Source organism: Streptomyces sp. NPDC043854 (assembly GCF_056436005.1).
On record NZ_JBWKDK010000005.1, the window covers coordinates 230,301 to 246,345 of the forward strand.

Annotated in this window: 13 protein-coding genes and 3 pseudogenes; 6 read left to right on the forward strand and 10 right to left on the reverse strand. The window is 70.7% G+C overall.

Annotated elements, in window-relative coordinates; all coding sequences use genetic code 11:
* Window positions 1-212: 212 nt before the first annotated feature.
* Together AC068A_RS07495 and AC068A_RS07500 are read right to left on the reverse strand one after the other, a co-directional pair.
* On the reverse strand, window positions 213-971 hold the full coding sequence (locus tag AC068A_RS07495) for an MBL fold metallo-hydrolase (protein WP_478582025.1): 759 nt from the start codon (window positions 969-971) through the stop codon (window positions 213-215).
* Between the two features lie 105 nt (window positions 972-1,076).
* A complete protein-coding gene (locus tag AC068A_RS07500) occupies window positions 1,077-2,054 on the reverse strand; it encodes a GlxA family transcriptional regulator (RefSeq protein ID WP_478582135.1) in 978 nt (325 codons plus the stop codon).
* Window positions 2,055-2,211: 157 nt separating this feature from the next.
* Here AC068A_RS07500 and AC068A_RS07505 point away from each other — a divergent pair.
* Window positions 2,212-2,588, forward strand: a pseudogene (locus AC068A_RS07505) (hypothetical protein); the annotation flags it as partial.
* Between the two features lie 188 nt (window positions 2,589-2,776).
* Here AC068A_RS07505 and AC068A_RS07510 read toward each other — a convergent pair.
* From AC068A_RS07510 to AC068A_RS07520, 3 genes are read right to left on the reverse strand one after another with little or no spacing between them, the layout of a single operon-like run.
* A complete protein-coding gene (locus AC068A_RS07510) occupies window positions 2,777-3,826 on the reverse strand; it encodes an ABC transporter ATP-binding protein (RefSeq protein ID WP_478582027.1) in 1,050 nt (349 codons plus the stop codon).
* Window positions 3,823-5,472, reverse strand: a complete 1,650-nt coding sequence (locus tag AC068A_RS07515) for an ABC transporter permease (protein WP_478582029.1) — start codon at window positions 5,470-5,472, stop codon at window positions 3,823-3,825. Before AC068A_RS07515 ends, AC068A_RS07510 begins: the two co-directional genes overlap by 4 nt.
* A 4-nt stretch (window positions 5,473-5,476) precedes the next feature.
* On the reverse strand, window positions 5,477-6,511 hold the full coding sequence (locus AC068A_RS07520) for an iron ABC transporter substrate-binding protein (RefSeq protein WP_478582032.1): 1,035 nt from the start codon (window positions 6,509-6,511) through the stop codon (window positions 5,477-5,479).
* Window positions 6,512-6,773: 262 nt separating this feature from the next.
* Here AC068A_RS07520 and AC068A_RS07525 point away from each other — a divergent pair, with 262 nt between their 5' ends.
* Together AC068A_RS07525 and AC068A_RS07530 are read left to right on the forward strand one after the other, a co-directional pair.
* Window positions 6,774-9,392: an AMP-binding protein gene (locus AC068A_RS07525; RefSeq protein ID WP_478582034.1), complete on the forward strand. Its 2,619-nt coding sequence runs from the start codon at window positions 6,774-6,776 to the stop codon at window positions 9,390-9,392.
* A 214-nt stretch (window positions 9,393-9,606) separates the two neighbouring features.
* Complete coding sequence (locus AC068A_RS07530; RefSeq protein WP_478582138.1) at window positions 9,607-9,990, forward strand: DUF3224 domain-containing protein; 384 nt, start codon at window positions 9,607-9,609, stop codon at window positions 9,988-9,990.
* Here AC068A_RS07530 and AC068A_RS07535 read toward each other — a convergent pair.
* The 4 genes and pseudogenes from AC068A_RS07535 to AC068A_RS07550 form a co-directional block, all read right to left on the reverse strand.
* Window positions 9,968-10,209, reverse strand: a pseudogene (locus tag AC068A_RS07535) (helix-turn-helix domain-containing protein); the annotation flags it as partial. The gene AC068A_RS07530 and the pseudogene AC068A_RS07535 sit on opposite strands and share 23 nt — an antisense overlap.
* 366 nt (window positions 10,210-10,575) lie before the next feature.
* Window positions 10,576-11,058: a hypothetical protein gene (locus tag AC068A_RS07540; RefSeq protein WP_478582037.1), complete on the reverse strand. Its 483-nt coding sequence runs from the start codon at window positions 11,056-11,058 to the stop codon at window positions 10,576-10,578.
* A complete protein-coding gene (locus AC068A_RS07545; protein WP_478582040.1) occupies window positions 11,055-12,914 on the reverse strand; it encodes a glycoside hydrolase family 15 protein in 1,860 nt (619 codons plus the stop codon). Before AC068A_RS07545 ends, AC068A_RS07540 begins: the two co-directional genes overlap by 4 nt.
* A gap of 158 nt (window positions 12,915-13,072) precedes the next feature.
* Window positions 13,073-13,510 (reverse strand): hypothetical protein, encoded by a 438-nt coding sequence (locus AC068A_RS07550; protein ID WP_478582043.1) that lies wholly within the window; start codon window positions 13,508-13,510, stop codon window positions 13,073-13,075.
* Between the two features lie 85 nt (window positions 13,511-13,595).
* On the opposite strand from AC068A_RS07550, the gene AC068A_RS07555 reads away from it, so the two are divergent.
* From AC068A_RS07555 to AC068A_RS07565, 3 genes and pseudogenes are all read left to right on the forward strand, one after another.
* Window positions 13,596-14,300 (forward strand): helix-turn-helix transcriptional regulator, encoded by a 705-nt coding sequence (locus tag AC068A_RS07555; RefSeq protein WP_478582141.1) that lies wholly within the window; start codon window positions 13,596-13,598, stop codon window positions 14,298-14,300.
* A gap of 202 nt (window positions 14,301-14,502) precedes the next feature.
* Window positions 14,503-14,628: pseudogene (locus tag AC068A_RS07560) on the forward strand (DUF4287 domain-containing protein); the annotation flags it as partial.
* 400 nt (window positions 14,629-15,028) lie between these two features.
* The gene (locus tag AC068A_RS07565) at window positions 15,029-15,499 is read left to right on the forward strand and encodes a cupin domain-containing protein (protein WP_478582046.1); all 471 of its coding nucleotides are present in this window, start codon (window positions 15,029-15,031) and stop codon (window positions 15,497-15,499) included.
* Here the strand turns inward: AC068A_RS07565 and AC068A_RS07570 are convergent.
* The gene (locus AC068A_RS07570; protein ID WP_478582048.1) at window positions 15,496-15,795 is read right to left on the reverse strand and encodes a hypothetical protein; all 300 of its coding nucleotides are present in this window, start codon (window positions 15,793-15,795) and stop codon (window positions 15,496-15,498) included. The two genes, AC068A_RS07565 and AC068A_RS07570, sit on opposite strands and share 4 nt — an antisense overlap.
* Window positions 15,796-16,045: the final 250 nt, after the last annotated feature.

Genomic DNA, 16,045 nt, shown 5'->3' on the forward strand with positions numbered 1-16,045 from the left:
CTGAGCGCCGCTATCACTGCCGCTCTGTGCGGCACCAGGCCGGAGTGTATGCCGGTCCGGGGCTCTGCCGAGGTGGGGACTCGGCCCGGACAAGCTCTCCCGCGACAGCGTGTGCCTGTCCTGAATCGGTCTGACCGCGGCGCGGCAGGACATGGCGGGAGGTCAAGCCGGGCGGCATGTGCAGGCAATGGCGCCCGAGCCATGCCTGCCGGTCAGACCGCGTCCTTTTCCGTACGGGTGGAGATTCGCCCGGCTGCTTCGAGCCGGGTCAGTCGCTTGTGTTCCCGGGCTGCCCAGCGTCGGACCCGGTTGGGCTCCAGTGGGGTGCCGTGCCCGACGTGGAGTCTGGTGGGGTTCAGGGCAAGCATCTTCTGCAGACTGGCCAGGTTGTGCAGCGGGTCGTCGTGGAAGGGAGGGTTGGCCGGTCTGCCCGGGATGAGTCCCATGAAAGAGTTGGCGACCAGGTCGCCTGCGACGAGGTCTCCTTGGTCGGTAAGGACGGAGATCGATCCGGCAGTGTGTCCGGGGGTGGGCATGATGCGCGCGGCGATCCCGAAGTCCTCCAGGTCCGTTTCACCCCGCACGAGTACGTCGGGTTCGAGCGGTTCGACCTGGATGTGCAGGTTCCTGTTCCTGGCCATGAGGCGGCCCATCGGACCGGTGGGCAGATAAGGTTCGCGGACCCGGCCGCTTCGGTAAGGCCCGAGGTCGGCGATGTGCCCCGCCACCGGTGCTCCGGTCAGGCGGTGCAGTTCGGCGGCGGAACCGAAGTGGTCAATGTGGCCGTGGGTGATGACGATCAGCGACACATCGGTGGGGTCCACACCGTGTGCGGCGACCTGATCGTAGATCCTTCTGCCGCTGCCGGGTGTACCCGCGTCGACGATGACGGGCCGGCGGCCCAGCAGCAGGTATGCGTTGATGCTGTGCCGACCCATGACCGGGATCGGGACGACCTTGGTTCGGGACACTGTTTTCTCCCTGGTTGCGTCGTGTAACGCCGCTCGTGCGGGCAATGACCGTCTTCCGCCGGGCGGCGGTCCGCGGGACGGTCGGGGGATGGGGATGCTTTGGGGTCAGCGGAAGCGTCGCCGGTATTCGGCGGGGGTGGTGCCCAGGCGGCGCCGGAAGGAACGGTGCAAGCTCTCCACGGAGCCGAGGCCGCTGATGGCGGCGATCTCCGGCAGGCCGCGGTCGCTGTCCTGGAGCAAGCGGCGGGCGGCCTCCAGCCGGACGGACTCGACGTAGGCGGCCGGGGTGGTGCTGGTGCGCCGGCGAAACAGCCGGGAGAAGTGGCGCACGCTCAGGTGCAGCCGTGCAGCCAGGGCTTCGGCGGACAGATCCTCGGCGAGGTGCTCGCCGATCCACACACGCAGGTCGTCGATCCGGTCGCCGGGGGCAGTCGGCACCGCGAGTGGAACACTGAACTGGCTCTGGCCTCCAGCGCGTTTGACATACATGACCATCATCCGGGCAGTGGCCAGGGCAAGTTCGGGTCCCCGGTCCTCGGCGACCATCGCCAGCGCCATGTCCATCCCCGAGGTGATACCGGCGCAAGTCCACAGACGGCCGGCGCGGATGAAGATCGGGTCGGGATCGACGGTGACACGCGGGTGGTCGGCAGCCAGCCGCGCGGCCGTCAGCCAGTGGGTCGTGACGGAAAGGCCGTCCAGCAGGCCCGCCGCGGCCAGAAGGTGTGCGCCCGCGCAGATAGAGCCCATACGGTGGGTCCCGGGGGCCGCTTCACGCAGCCAGTCGATGATCCCGCTGTCGAGAACCGGCTCCACCCCGTGGTCGTCCACATGGACTGCACCCGACACGAGCAGGGTGTCCACGTTGCCGTTCACCTCGTCCAGCGTCAGGTCGGCCATCAGATGGACGCCGCTGGAGGTGGCCACCGGTCCACCGTCGGCTGTCGCGATCCGGACGGTGTAGCCGGATCGGCCGTTGCCGGCGACTCGCGTGGCGACCGAGAAGACCTCGGCCGGACCCGTGACGTCGAGCAGTTCGACACCCGGAAAGGCAGCGATGACGACCCTGTGTGGTTGGAGCATGCGTCGATCATTTCGCCTCACCACGGCGGCCGCAATGACCACGTTCTGTCAGATCCGGACATGGGCAGACAGCAAGGTTCCCGGGCCGGGTCATCGAGTAGCGACCTCATGAGCGCCATCAACCTCTCCGGCAGCGGCTCCTGGCCGCCACCCGGCTCTTGCCGATGCCGCTACGGCGGCCATGGTCCCGCTGATGGCCGCGACCCTGTTCACCGTCGTCGCCTCCCAGGTCCCCAAGGCGGCAACCTCGGCGACGTCGCGGCGGTCGTGCCCGTCTACACCCCGTTCCTGCTCGTGATGCCCTTCGCCGGGCTTGCCGTCGCCCGCTTCTTTCGCCTCGACGCCCCCGACAGCCGGGCGATCGTCTTCACCGGGGCCACCCGCAACTCCCTGGTGGTCCTCCCGCTCGCCCCCGCCCTGCCGGAGTACCTGGCGGCGGCCGCCGTGGTCGTGGTCACCCAGACCCTGGTCGAGGTCGTAGGGATGCTCGTCTACGTCCGAGCGGTCCCTCGCCCCGTACCGATCCGTCAATAGGCCGCGCCATCCCGGCGGGACGCCGTCAGGCCCCGCACCTGGGTGGCGTCGCTCCTCTGCCTGCGGTTGCCGAGTGGTGAGCAAGGCGGGACGGCCGACGGAGGGGGAGTCCGTCTCCCTGCCGCTCAGGCTCCTCGACCGGTCCTGGCTCGATGAGTTCGCTACCTGGGGGCACTGGGGCGGCCCGCTCACGCAGGGGCGTTGTGGAGCGTCGCCTGCCCTGCCACCGCCAGGCCGGTGCGGCTGCCGGGGTCCAGGGGTGCCGTCCCGGGGACGCGGACGTCCACCGGGTCGGCCATGCCGTCGACGGTGACCGTGACCATGGCGTCGTGCCCGTAGAACCGCACCTCGCGCACCGTGCCCAGGGCCTGCGCCGACGCGGTGTCGGTCAGCCGGAGCTGCTCCGGTCGCAGGAGCACCAGCCCCTCGCGCAGCCCGCTCGGCGCGTTCGCCAGCGGTACCCGGCCGAGCGGCGTGTCCGCCACGCCCTGGTCCGCGGTGCCGGCGACCACGACCACGTCGCCGACGAAGCCGGCCACCCACGGGTCGGCGGGGCGGCGGTACACCTCCTCGGGGGTGGCGCACTGGGCGACCTGCCCGTGCCGGACGACCGCGACGAGGTCGGCCGTGGACAGGGCCTCCTGCTGGTCGTGGGTGACGAGCACCGCGGTGGCCCCGGTGGCCCGCAGGGCAGCGCGCACATCGGCCCGTACGCCGGTCCGCAGTGCGCTGTCCAGGGCGTTGAACGGTTCGTCGAGCAGCACCAGTTGCGGCTGTGGGGCCAGGGCGCGGGCGAGGGCGACGCGCTGCTGCTGCCCGCCGGAGAGCTCGTGCGGCATCCGGTCGCCGTATCCGGCGAGCCCGACGAGGTCCAGCATCTCCCCGACGCGCTGCCGGCGGGCGCTCCGGTCGAGCGCGGCCAGGCCGAAAGCGATGTTGCGCGCGACGCTGAGGTGCGGGAACAGTGCGCCTTCCTGGGGGACGATGCCGATGCGGCGCCGCTCGGGCGGCAGGTGTGTGCCGGGGCCGGCGAGGGTGCGGTCGCCGAGGGCGACGGTGCCCGCGTCGGCGCGCAGGAAGCCGGCGACGGTGCGCAGGAGGGTCGTCTTGCCGCATCCCGAGGGGCCGAGGACCGCGGCGAGGGTGCCGCGGGGGATGGTCAGGTCCAGCCCGTCGAGCACGGCGGCAGACCCGGGCCCGTACGCCTTGGACAGTCCCCTGATCTGCAGGTCGGTCATGTGCGGTGCCTTCCGAGGAGGTAGGAGGGGACGGCGGCCAGCGCTATCAGGGCCGCGGCGTAGGGGGCCGCGGCGGCGAACGAGCCGGTGCCGGTCTCGGTCCACAGGCGGGTGGCGAGCGTGTCCATGCCGGTGGGGCGCAGCAGGAGCGTTGCGGGCAGCTCCTTCATGCACACCACGAAGGTGAGTGAGGCCCCGGCGGCGACCCCGGGCGCGGCCAGCGGCATGGTGACCTCGCGCAGCACGCGCAGCGGAGTACGGCCGAGCGAGCGGGCGACGTCCTCCAGCACCGGTGGTGACTGGAGCACGGCGGCCCGGGTCGCGGCCACGGAGACCGGCAGGAAGAGCACGGCGTACGCGCAGACCAGCAGCGGCATCTCCTGGTAGAGCGGTTCGGCGTAGCGGACGGAGAAGAAGACCAGGGACAGGGCCACGGTGATGCCGGGCAGCGCGTGCCCGGCGTACGCGGCCTGCTCCAGCAGCCGGGCGGAATGGCCCCGGTGGCGGGCCGCGATCACCCCGACCGGCAGGGCCAGAAGGGTGGTGAGGGCGGCACCGGCGGCAGCGACACCCAGCGTCGTGCCGGCGGTCTCGAGGAGCCGGGCCGGGTCCCAGGTCGCCGAGTTCCCGACCGCGATCCAGTAGGCGAGGGTGGCCAGCGGGGTGACGACGGCGACCGCCGTCACCGCCGAGCACCAGGCCAGCGCGGGCAACCGCCACCGGCCCAGCGGTAGGGGGAACGCAGGGCGCGCGGTGCCGGATCCGGTGCGGGCGTGGCCCGCCCGGCCGCGGGTGCGTGCCTCGGCGGCGACCAGGGCGATCGTCATGACGACGAGGACGAAGCTGAGTGCGGCGGCCGGGGTGCGGTCGAAGGACGCCCGGTAGGAGGTGTAGATGCCGCGGGTGAAGGTGTCGAACCGCAGCAGGGACACGGCGCCGAAGTCGGAGAACACGTACAGCGCGACCAGGACGGCACCGCCGGCCGCCGCGGGACGCAGCTGCGGCAGCGTCACGCGCAGGAATGTGCGCAGCGGCCCGTGCCCGAGTGAGCGGGAGACCTCCTCCTGCGCCGGATCGGTGCCGCGCAGCGCGGCGGTGACGGGCAGGTAGACGTACGGGAAGCTCACCAGGGTCAGGGCGAGCGCGGACCCGGTGAAGCCCGCCAGGCCGGGGAAGGCCGACAGCCAGGCGAAGGCGGCGACGTAACTGGGCACGGCCAGCGGCAGGGTCACCAGCACCGACCAGGCGCGGGCGCCCGGCAGCGCGGTGCGTACGGTCAGCCAGGCCAGCGAGACGCCCAGCAGCAGGCAGGCGGTGACGACGACTGCAGTCAGGGCCAGGGTGCTGCCGAGCAGGCGGACCGTGCGTTCGTCGGCGATGACGTCCCAGGCGAAGGCGGGCCCGCGCTCCAGAGAGCGGACGGCCAGGTAGCCGAGCGGCAGCAGCGCGAACGCGGCGGCGATGGCCGCGGGGACGACGAGTGCGGTCGGCGGGCGGCGCCCGGCGTCCGGCCGTCCGGGCAGTCTGCGCCCGGTGCGCGGCCGGCCCGCGCGCAGCCGTCCGGCCGGCGCGGCGGCGCCGGCCGGACGGAATGCGGGGTCCTGCGCACCGGGATCCGTCCGCGGGACGGGATCCGTGGAGTGCATGGGGTCAGACCATCCCGACGTCCTGAAGCATCTTCAGGGTCTCCTGAAGGGATTCGAGTTTGCCGAGGTCGATCTTCGGGGCTTCGAGGGAGGACAGCGGCGGCAGGCCCTTCACGTTGCTGGTGACACCGGCGGCCAGCGGGTATTCCTTGGTGTCGTCGGCGAAATACTTCTGCGCCTTCTCCGAGAGGAGGAAGTCGACGGCCTTCTGCGCAGCCGGCACCTGATCGCGGCCGTTGTCCGAGCCGCCCTTGACGATGCCGACTCCGGCCGTGTTCACGAGTGCACCGGGGTCGCCGCCCGGCAGGAAATGGATCTTCGCGCCGACCTTCTTCTCGCCCTTCTCGGCGACCTGTTCGTACCAGTAGTAGTGGTTGACGAGGCCGAGCGACACCTCGCCCTTGCCCACGGCCTCCAGCACCTTGAGGTTGTTCTCGTACACCTTCGGGTCGTTGGCCTTGAGGCCCTGAAGCCAGGCGCGGGTGGCGTCGTCGCCCTCCAGGACGCGCATGCCGGTGACGAAGGCCTGGAAGGAGGCGTTGGTCGGGACGTAGCCGATCTTGCCCTTCCACTCCGGCTTGACCAGCTCGTGCACGCTGTCGGGAGCCTTGGCGACCTGGCCCGGGTGGTACGCCAGGACGCGGACGCGACCGGAGGTGCCCACCCAGTCGCCCGCGCCGCCGCGGAACGCCGGATCGACCTTGTCCAGCGTCCCCTGGGGCAGCTTCGCCAGCAGGCCCTTGGTGGAGAGCGCGCCGAGGGCGCCCGCGTCCTGCGAGAAGAACAGGCCGGCCTTGGTCTTGGCGCCCTCCTCCTGGATCTGGGCGGCCAGTTCGGCACTCTCGCCGTAGCGGACGGCCACGGTGGTGCCGACGGCCTTCTCCAGCTCGTCCAGGAGCGGCTTGACCAGCTTCTCGTTGCGGCCGGAGTAGATGACGAGCCCCGCGTCGTCCTCGTCGACGCCGCACCCGGCGACGGCGGGAAGGAGGAGCGCTGCCGCGAGGAGCGCGGTCAGACGTCGAACGAGTGGGCGTCGCATGGGAAGCCTTCCTGCACGTGCAGTGGAGAACCTGGGAACCTCCCATGAGTAAGGTAAAGCTAACCTAAAGGTCAAGAGCATTGGTCATAACGTTCTCGCAGCGCCCAGTGGGCGCCGCTCGCGACCCCGCGGGTGAATTGCTTGTGGATCTTGCGTAATCCGCTGTTCGGCCTCGCATTCGATCTACAGCTTGATCTCCGCGTCATCGTTCGTGACATCTCTGTGACTATTCAATGAGGTAAGGCTTTCCTACGATGCGCTGGTGACTGCCCCTTCCGCCCTTTTCCACGGCACCAGATATGTCCCGTTCGCGCGCAATCTCGCCGCCCACGGTGATCGCACGGCCTTCATCACTGCTGACGGCCGGGTGACCTACGCCGAGTTCGCCGCGCGTGTGGACGAGACCGCAGGGCACCTCGGGCGCGAACGCCGACTCGTGCTGCTGGTCGGCGCCAACACCGTCGACGCGCTCGTCGTGTACTTCGCGGCGCTCGCGGCAGGGCATCCGGTGCTGCTGGTCCCCGGCGACCACCCCGAAGCGCTGCAGTCGCTGATCGACGCGTACGACCCGGACGTGGTGGCTCACCCGGGCGGCGGACGGTGGGTGCTCGACGAGCGGCGGCCTGCCTCCGCCCACACCCTGCACACGGACCTCGCACTGCTGTTGAGCACCTCCGGCTCGACCGGATCGCCCAAGCTCGTCCGGCTGTCCCACGAGAACCTCCAGGCCAACGCCGAGTCGATCGCCGAGTACCTGGACATCCGGGCCACGGACCGCGCCGCCACCACCCTGCCGATGCACTACTGCTACGGCCTCTCCGTCATCCACAGCCACCTGCTGCGCGGCGCCGGGATGATCCTCACCGACCTGTCGGTCGCCGACCCCTGCTTCTGGGAGCTGTTCCGCAGCGCCCGCGGGACGGCCTTCGCAGGCGTCCCGTACACCTTCGACCTGCTCGACAGGGTCGGCTTCGCCGCCATGGACCTGCCCCACCTGCGCTACGTCACCCAGGCGGGCGGACGGCTGGCACCCGGGCAGGTCCAGCGGTACGCGGCACTGGGCCGCAGCGCCGGCTGGGAGCTGTTCGTGATGTACGGGCAGACGGAGGCCACTGCGCGCATGGCCTACCTGCCGCCGCACCTCGCCGAGGCCCGCCCCGAGGCCGTCGGAGTCGCCGTCCCCGGCGGCTCCTTCCGGCTCCGGCCCCTGGCGGACCGTCCCGACGAGAACACCGGCGAACTGGTGTATTCCGGACCCAACGTGATGCTCGGCTACGCCCGCACCCCCGAGGACCTTGCCCTCGGCCGGACCGTGGACGAGCTCGCCACCGGCGACATCGCCCGACTCGCCCCCGACGGGCTGTACGAGATCGTCGGCAGGCGCAGCCGGTTCGCGAAGATCCTCGGCCTGCGGATCGACCCGCAGCAGATCGAGGCGATGCTCGAACGGCACGGCGTCACCGCCCTGTGCACCGGCGACGACGAGGCCCTCGCCCTCGCCACCACCGGCACCCCCGCCCCCGACCCGCGCCGAATACGCCGACTGGTGGCGGCCGAGTGCGGGCTACCGCCCCGGGCCATCCGGGTCCACCACGTCGCCGACCTCCCCCGCCTGCCCACGGGCAAACCCGACTACCAGGCCGTCCGGGACCTGTCCCGCCAGGCCCCGGAACCCGCGCCCGCCTCCGACCCCGATGTTCCCGATCTCAGGGGCACGGATCCCGAGGACCTGTGCGCCCTCTACGCCCTGGTCCTCGACCGCCCCCGCTCCGAGGTGACCCCGGACAGCTCCTTCGTCGGCCTCGGCGGCGACTCCCTGTCGTACGTCGAGATGTCGCTCCACCTGGAGGAGCGGCTCGGCCATCTGCCGGCCGGCTGGCACACGACCCCGATCCGCGAACTCCGGCCCCCCGCACGGGAGATCCCCTCAGGCCGGCGCTCCCTGGAGACCAGCGTCGCTCTCCGCGCCCTGGCGATCTTCTGCATCGTCGGCTCCCACATCCACGTGTTCGGGATCAAAGGCGGAGCGCACCTGCTCCTCGCCATCGCGGGCTACAACTTCGCCCGCTTCCACCTGAGCGCCGCCCCGCGCGAAGAGCGCGTCCGCCGTGTGAGGAGGAGCATCGCCCGTGTGGCGCTGCCGAGCATGGCCTGGATCGGTTTCGCCTTGCTCCTCAACGACGACTACACCTGGGCCAATCTCGTCCTGCTGGACAGCGTCCTCGGCCCCGAGGACCTCAAAACGGGAATGCACTTCTGGTTCATCGAGGCCCTGGTCTACATCCTCGTCGCCGCGGTGGCCCTGCTGACGCTCCCCATCGTGGACCGGGCGGAGCGCCGGTTCCCCTACGCCCTGCCGATGACGATCGCCGCGCTCGGCCTGCTCACCCGCTACGACCTCCTCGGCCTTCCCGAGCGCACCGTCATGCCGGATGCGGTCACCGTCTTCTGGCTGTTCGCGCTGGGCTGGGCGGCAGCGAAGGCCGACACCCGCGGCCGGCGGCTGGCCGTCACCGCCGCCGCATTGGCCACGCTGCCCGGCTTCTTCCCCGGTGACCCCGGCCGAGAGGCCATCATCGCCGCTGGGTTCGCCCTGCTTGTGTGGGTTCCTACGCTGCCCAGCCGGGAGCGGATCAACCAGGTGGCCGGCCTCCTGGCCACCAGCTCCCTGTACATCTACCTGACCCACTGGCAGGTCTTCCCGCTCATCGACGGCTTCTCCCGACACCTGGCCTTCCTCGCCGCACTCCTCTTCGGCATCGCCTACGCCGCAGCCGTCACCCGCACCACCCGAGCCCTCCGCCCCCTGGCATCCAGACTCCGCCCGGCCCGACAGCCGACGGAAAAACGTTGTCGTCCACGCGCTCAGCGTGTTCTTTGACCTCCAACCGGGAGCGGTCGTTGCGATGACCCGTGGGACGTGATCCGGCCGGCGCCGACACGATCAGTCGCATGAGAGCTGCCGGAACGTTCAGTGTCAAAGCCTCCACACCGACGGAACTGGGCCCGCACCCGGCCGTGCCTACCGGAACTCCGGTGGAGGTCGCCGGGATGGAGAAGCACTTCGAAGGCGAGTCGCCGGCCGCTCAGCAACCCTGTTCACCGCCGCGTTCGACCAGGAGACCGGAGTCGGCACGTATGTGGCGATGGAGTCGTTCGAAGGCTCGCTACGTGGTTGCGACGATGCCTGCAACTTCGCGCAGTCGGCCACGACCTCCGGCAGTGACCGCACTGCAGAATTCTTCACCGTCGTGCCCTCCAGTGGTGCTGGGAGCTGGCTGCGATCTCCGGCGCTGGCGGAATGGCCGTCGACCCTGACGGTACGCACCGGATCTGATCCGACTACGAGCTTGGTGAGCTGTCCTGATGGCCTGACGTCTGGCCTCTACCGACTTCGGCTTGTCAGGGTGGCGCTGGGACGTCGGGGGTTGGCTAATCGGGCCGCCGGGGGAGCGGCTGGGCGAACTGTCGCTCGCTGATCCGGGGCAGCGACTGCGGCCCCTTCGACTCCAAGCCGGCCGAACCGCCTTGCCGCCAGGCATGACGCCACCGCTCCACCGACCGCACGGTGCCCCGAAGGTCAGCCGCGATCACCCCGTTGCCGTCACCCCGTTCGAACCGCTCGGCGGCCTCCAGCCGCACCCCTCCCGACGCTGCTGCTCCTGGGCAGTGAACCCGCCCCCCTGCGGGTATCGCACCCCGATGTCATACCGCAGGGATTCAACCTGAGTAGAGACACCCGACCGACCCCTGGAGTCCCGAGATGCCCACCGCCCCCAGGGAGCAGGCCGCGACCGACTGCCTTCGCGGCGCGCCCCTGGGCGGTCACCGAGCCCGCCACGAAGGAGAACCGTGCTCCTCGGCGGCGCCGAGCACTGCGGCCAGGGTGCCCAGCGGGCGAGGGTGGCCGCGACCAGTCGGCGCGATCCGGCGGGTCAGCCCGGTGGCCGGTCGGGGAGGGTGGGCGCGGCGCTCATCGGAGCTTCCTGGTGCGGTCCTGTGGCTGCGGGGTCAGCAACAGTGGATCAGGGGCTGGCCGCGACCTGCATTCGTGGTCCGCCGCATCAGGCTGTGAGATTCGTGAAGCCGCCGACGATCGCTCCGTAGCCGATGTGGGCGAGGACGGTGACCACGGGGGTGCCGGGCCCGTAGTTGCGCATCAGAAAGCCGGGGGGTTCCAGCAGAGCCACCTGCGGGGCGCTGGTCAGGGGGCTGCCCATGCGCGGGTGGACGAGCGGCAGCAGGATGTTGACCAGTGCGGTGCCGGCGAACAGGCCGTGCGCGAGTCCGAACAGGGCGCCCAACCACCAGCCCGCCTGGCCGATGGCGACGAAGACGGCGAAGTAGACGAACGCGAAGATCTGCCCGTTGAGGAAGTGCATCAGGTAGCCGATGGCCTTCGCGCGGGTGCGGTTCGCGGTCACCGCCGTGCCGAGGAGGAAGGGCAGGTCCATGCGGGTCAGGCGCAGCTCGCTGGCGGCGCGCAGCGCGGTCGTCAGTGCGAGTGTGCCGACGAAGGCGCCCGCGGCGGTTCCCCACGCGTTCACCTCGCTGTGTCCTTGCTCGCGGCGGTGATGGCGCAGGCGGCGCTGATCAGTGCAAGGTGACTGAGGCCCTGGGGCAGGTTTCCCAGGAAGTCGCCGGTGGCGGGGTCGATCTCCTCGCTGTAGAGGCCGACGTCGTTGGCCAGGCCGACCAGCTCGTCCATCAGCTCGATCGCCTGCGGTAGGCGGCCGGTACGGGCGAGGGATTCGGCGAGCCAGAAGGAACAGGCGAGGAAGGCTCCTTCGCTGCCGCGCAGGCCGTCTTCACCCGAATACCGGTCGACGTAGGGCCCGTGCCGCAGCTGGCCGCCCAGGGTGTTGATCGTGGCCCGCATGTGGTGATCGTCGCCGCCGTATCCGTAAAGGTGGCCCAGCAGGACGGCGGCGTCCAGTTCCTCGCTGCCGGCGGAGCGTACGTAGCTGTTGCGGCGGCGGGAGAAGCAGCGGGATTCGACGAAGGCGCGGATCTGGTCGCGTGTGGTCTGCCAGCGGGGCAGGTGCCGGGCGGGGATCATGCCGCGTTCGGCGAGGTCAGCGGCGCGGTCGAGGCCCACCCAGCACATCATCTTCGACTGGGTGAAGTGCCGGGGCGGGCTGCGGACCTCCCAGATACCCGCGTCGGGCTCCTGCCAGGTCGTGCAGATGAGGTCAGCCAGCTCCGCCAGGCGTCGTGCGACGTCGGCATCGAGGCGTCCGGTGGCCCGCGCATACTGCCAGGCCGTCTGCAGCAGCTCGCCGTAGGTGTCCAGCTGGACCTGGCCCACCGCGGCGTTGCCGACACGGACCGGAGCGGAGCGGCGGTACCCCTCCCAGGGCAGTGTCCTCTCGGGGGTGCGGTGGCCGCCGTCCAGCCGGTACAGCACGTTCAGGTCCGGATGGGTGAGCTGCGAGGCGTGCATCAGCCACCAGAAGTAGGCGTGCGCCTCCGCCGGGCAGCCCAGTCGCAGGAACGCGGCCAGGGTGAAGGCGGAGTCACGCACCCAGGAGAAGCGGTAGTCCCAGTTACGCTCGCCGCCGATATTCTCCGGCAGCGAGGTCGTCACCGCTGCCGCGACCGCACCGGAGGGGGCATAGACCAGCAGCTTCAGCGCCAGAAGGCTGCGCATCACCGTCTGTTGCCACCGCCCGGTGCACAGGCGGTCGTGCGCCCAGCCCCGCCAGGCCGCACACGTGCCGTCCAGACGTGCCTCGCACTCGGCGCGGGTGGGCAGGACGAGAGGCTCCTGGTGGGCGAACGGCATCGCTACCAGCGCACGTCGGCCTTCGGCGAGTTCGAAGTGGCCGCTGACGGCATCCCTGTCGTATCCGGGTTCGCCGGCGTCCCAGGCGCAGACCGCGAGCGCATCCCTTCCGGCTGTCGCCACCGGGACACCGGCCCGCCGGGCGAGCCGGGTGCGGCGGGCGCCGTAGCCGAAGCGGGGCTGCACGCTCCAGTGCAAGGGCACAGACCCCGACAGTCCGTCCACGCGTCGCAGTAGCTCCCGCATCGGCGTGAGCGTCGCGGCCTCGTGCAGGGTGAGCGCGTCGGTGACCCGCACCGCGCCTTGGGCAGTGCTGAAGGTCGTCTCAAGGACATTGGTGCCGGGCAGGTAGCGGCGTTCCGCCCAGTAGGGCACTGACGGTGCGAGCGTGAACCGGCCACCGCGGGCGGCGTCCAGCACGGCGCCGAACACCGTGGGCGAGTCCAGGTCGGGCAGGCCCAGCCAGTCCACCGACCCGTCCCGGGCGACCAGAGCGGCAGTGCGGCCGTCACCGATCACTGCGTACTCCCGCAGCGGAGCGTAGCCACCGATCCGCAAGCCCCCGGCCGAGGGGCCCGGATCAGTGCCCATTGCCGGAGAACCGCTGGTGGTTCCCATGACACCACCTTCCCATCCGCCCCGCTGCGCCGCCCGCGCGCCGTTTTTTGCACTGCCCACGTGCCGTGGGCGGGGCCACCGGGAACGTGTGAGGCGGGCGAGCCCCCTGGCGCCCCTGGTGCTCACCCGCCTCGTAGCCGTCTGGGCCCTCTGCGCTGTCAGTGCGGCTGTCGCTTGACGTGGTAGCGCTGGGCGAGCCGGGCGAGGGCGACCGCCCCGAGCAGGAGTCCGAAGTCGCGCAGCGCGATGTCGTAGTGCCCCGGGATGGTCAGCAGGTTGACGATGATGCCGGCGAGCCATCCGGCCACCAACCAGCCCCCGAAGCGCGGGGCGAGGGCGACGACGAGGCCCGCGACGATCTCGATGACTCCCACGGCGTACATGGCCGCCTGGGCGCTGCCCGGAACGACGTCGTTGATCCACGGCGCGAGGTAGGTGGGCCAGTCCACGAGCAGGTTGGTGAACTTGTCGAGCCCGAACAGGATCGGCGCCACGGTGAACCCGGTGCGCAGGATGACGAACGCCTGGTAGGCGGGGTCGGTGAGCGCGGTCCGCTGTGCCGTGGCGGACGTGGTGGTTGTGGGTGAGGACGACATGACGCCCTTCCCTTCTATAGGTAACTCTCACTAACAATAGAAGCGCGCAATTTCTCTTTAGTCAATGGCTGTGGGTTTTACAATGGTGTTCGTGGACCACTCGAAGGAAGCACCCCGCCCCGACGTCTCTGCCGTCGCCGCTCTGGACGAGCCGACCCGCAGGAGGCTCTACGACCACGTCGTGCGCCAGCCGGGACCGGTCAGCCGCGACGAAGCCGCCGAGGCCCTGGGCCTTGCCCGGCAGACCGCGGCCTTCCACCTGGACCGCCTGGCCGACGAATCACTGCTCGACGTCGTCTACGAGCGCCGCAGCGGACGCACCGGTCCGGGAGCGGGCCGCCCCGCCAAGCTCTACAAGCGCTCCACCAAGCAGGTCACCGTCAGTCTGCCCGAGCGGCACTACGAGCTGGCCGGACGGCTCCTCGCCCAGGCCCTGGAGGAATCGGAAGCCACCGGTGAACCGGTGCGAACCGTCCTGCACCGAAAGGCCCACGAGCTGGGCACACACCTCGCCGGACTCGACCAGGCAGGTGTGTTCCACCTGCTGGAGCGGTACGGATTCGAGCCCCGTTATGACGGTGACGCCATCGCCCTGGGCAACTGCCCCTTCCATGCGCTCGCCCGCGAGCACACCCAGACGGTGTGCGGCATGAACCTCCACCTGCTCCGCGGCGTGCTTGAAGGGCTCGACGAAGGCGGCCTCCAGGCCTGCCTGGCGCCCAGGCCCGGTCACTGCTGCGTTCGCCTGGAGCCAGCTTCCTCCCCACCCACGATCGCGCGGCCTTCCTGACGCGTACCGCCACCCGCCGCCCACAGGCTTCCCAACCCACGAGGAGACGTCACATTGCCGCACCGATCACGGCCCCGGCATCGGAAACGGCCGGCATGCCCACCCGCTTCGCCGGCATTCCCGCGCCCCAGACGAGCAACGATGCCGGCGCAGATGACGGCGTCATCCGGCTCGTACAGGTAGCGGCCGACGGGACGGGCGCCTCATCCGTTCCTCCCCGCTCACCAGGCACATGGAGCTCGTCAACTGGCTCAAGACCGAACACGGCCTGGGCCACGGCCACGCCAACGCCCTCGTTGCCCACACCCTCGCAGAGCGCTCGAGCCGGAGGGCGACCACGACCAGGAGCCGGGCAAGCCCCGCCACGGCCTGTTCCGCTGGCGGACTTGACCGGGCAAGCCGAAGGCGACCCTGGGCAAGCTCCCCGACCGGTGGCTTGCCCAGGCCCACCGCGGGAGGGCTTGCCCACCCCCTTGGGGGCCTGTGCCGGGATGTGGTAGTTGTCACCGGGCGGCCCCGACGACCTGGCGCCCGACAGTGTGCGGGCCACGCTCTTGGGTCAGCGGCGTACGGTTCCCGGGAACAGGCGGTTCCCGGGGCGCCTGCCCGACCGTCCCCGGAGCCTTCGCTCCAGGCCCTGTCTCCGTGAGACACACCCAGATGGTGGCCTTCCGTCTCCCCGCTGGTGGGAACAGCTGAGAAGGTCAGCCACAGAAGGGAGCGGGCCCATGGCGAAGAACGCCCATGTGCGCCACAGCAGCGACGGGAAGGCATTCTGGATGCTGAACGGCCTCTACGAGGTCAAGGCATCGAGCGACGAGACCGACGGTGCGATGACCGTCATGGAGATGACCATTCCGGAAGGGATGGGCCCACCGCCCCACACCCACCCCGGAACCGAGAGCGTCTACGTCATCGAGGGGACACTCCGCTACCACATCGGTGACGAAACAGTCGAAGCCGGCCCTGGGTCCTTCATTCACATCCCTGAGGGCACATTGGAACGGTTCGAGCCCACCAGCACGGTACGGCTCCTGATCACCTACACGCCGGGCGGTATCGAGAAATTCTTTGCCGAGGCAGGCGAACCGGCCCAACGACGTGAACTGCCACCCCAGTCGGAGGCGCCCCCGGATGTTGATCGCCTCATCGAGATTGGAAAGCGGCACGGAATCCAGATGCAGCCTATGCCCGGCTAGGAGGTGTCCGTTGTCCTCCACCCACCCGCGGGCGGCGGCCAGGCCCTCCTCCCACGCGACGTCGTAGTACGACCAGACCATGCCCAGCTTCCCGAACTGCTCGACACGGTCGGCGTCCATGTCCCGCGGGCGTAGAACCGCCTCGCGTCGGCGATCCGCTGCCCCAGCGGGAACGCGGCCAGCGAGGCCGGCCACCCCTCGGCGCCGGCCTCCTGGTCGTCGCCGCCGGGCACGCGGTAGGTGAAGGGGACCTTGAGATCGCCGTGCTCGCGGGCGTAGATGACGGCAGCCTCCACGCCGCGCCGCCAGTGCGCGTGCTCGGGGTTGAGGACCCGCAGGCTGATGAACGCGGCCAGCTGCGCCGGGTCGCGAGGCGTGGAGAACTTCAGCAGCTGCCGGGCAGGCTTCGACGGACCGCCGGCCCGCCGCCCTCCCCGGGACAGCCCTCAGGTCTTGGAGCACCGCCCGAGCGGCCTGGCCCGACAGGCGGGCGGTCACGCACACGGGTGAGGGCCTCGGAATCTCGGCTGACAGATCATCCGGGAC

Coding starts and splice junctions, on each gene's coding strand:
- AC068A_RS07520 (WP_478582032.1), bottom strand. CDS start 6,511: ATGCGACGCCCACTCGTTCGACGTCTGACCGCGCTCCTCGCGGCAGCG.
- AC068A_RS07515 (WP_478582029.1), bottom strand. CDS start 5,472: ATGCACTCCACGGATCCCGTCCCGCGGACGGATCCCGGTGCGCAGGAC.
- AC068A_RS07565 (WP_478582046.1), top strand. CDS start 15,029: ATGGCGAAGAACGCCCATGTGCGCCACAGCAGCGACGGGAAGGCATTC.
- AC068A_RS07510 (WP_478582027.1), bottom strand. CDS start 3,826: ATGACCGACCTGCAGATCAGGGGACTGTCCAAGGCGTACGGGCCCGGG.
- AC068A_RS07500 (WP_478582135.1), bottom strand. CDS start 2,054: ATGCTCCAACCACACAGGGTCGTCATCGCTGCCTTTCCGGGTGTCGAA.
- AC068A_RS07550 (WP_478582043.1), bottom strand. CDS start 13,510: ATGTCGTCCTCACCCACAACCACCACGTCCGCCACGGCACAGCGGACC.
- AC068A_RS07545 (WP_478582040.1), bottom strand. CDS start 12,914: ATGGGAACCACCAGCGGTTCTCCGGCAATGGGCACTGATCCGGGCCCC.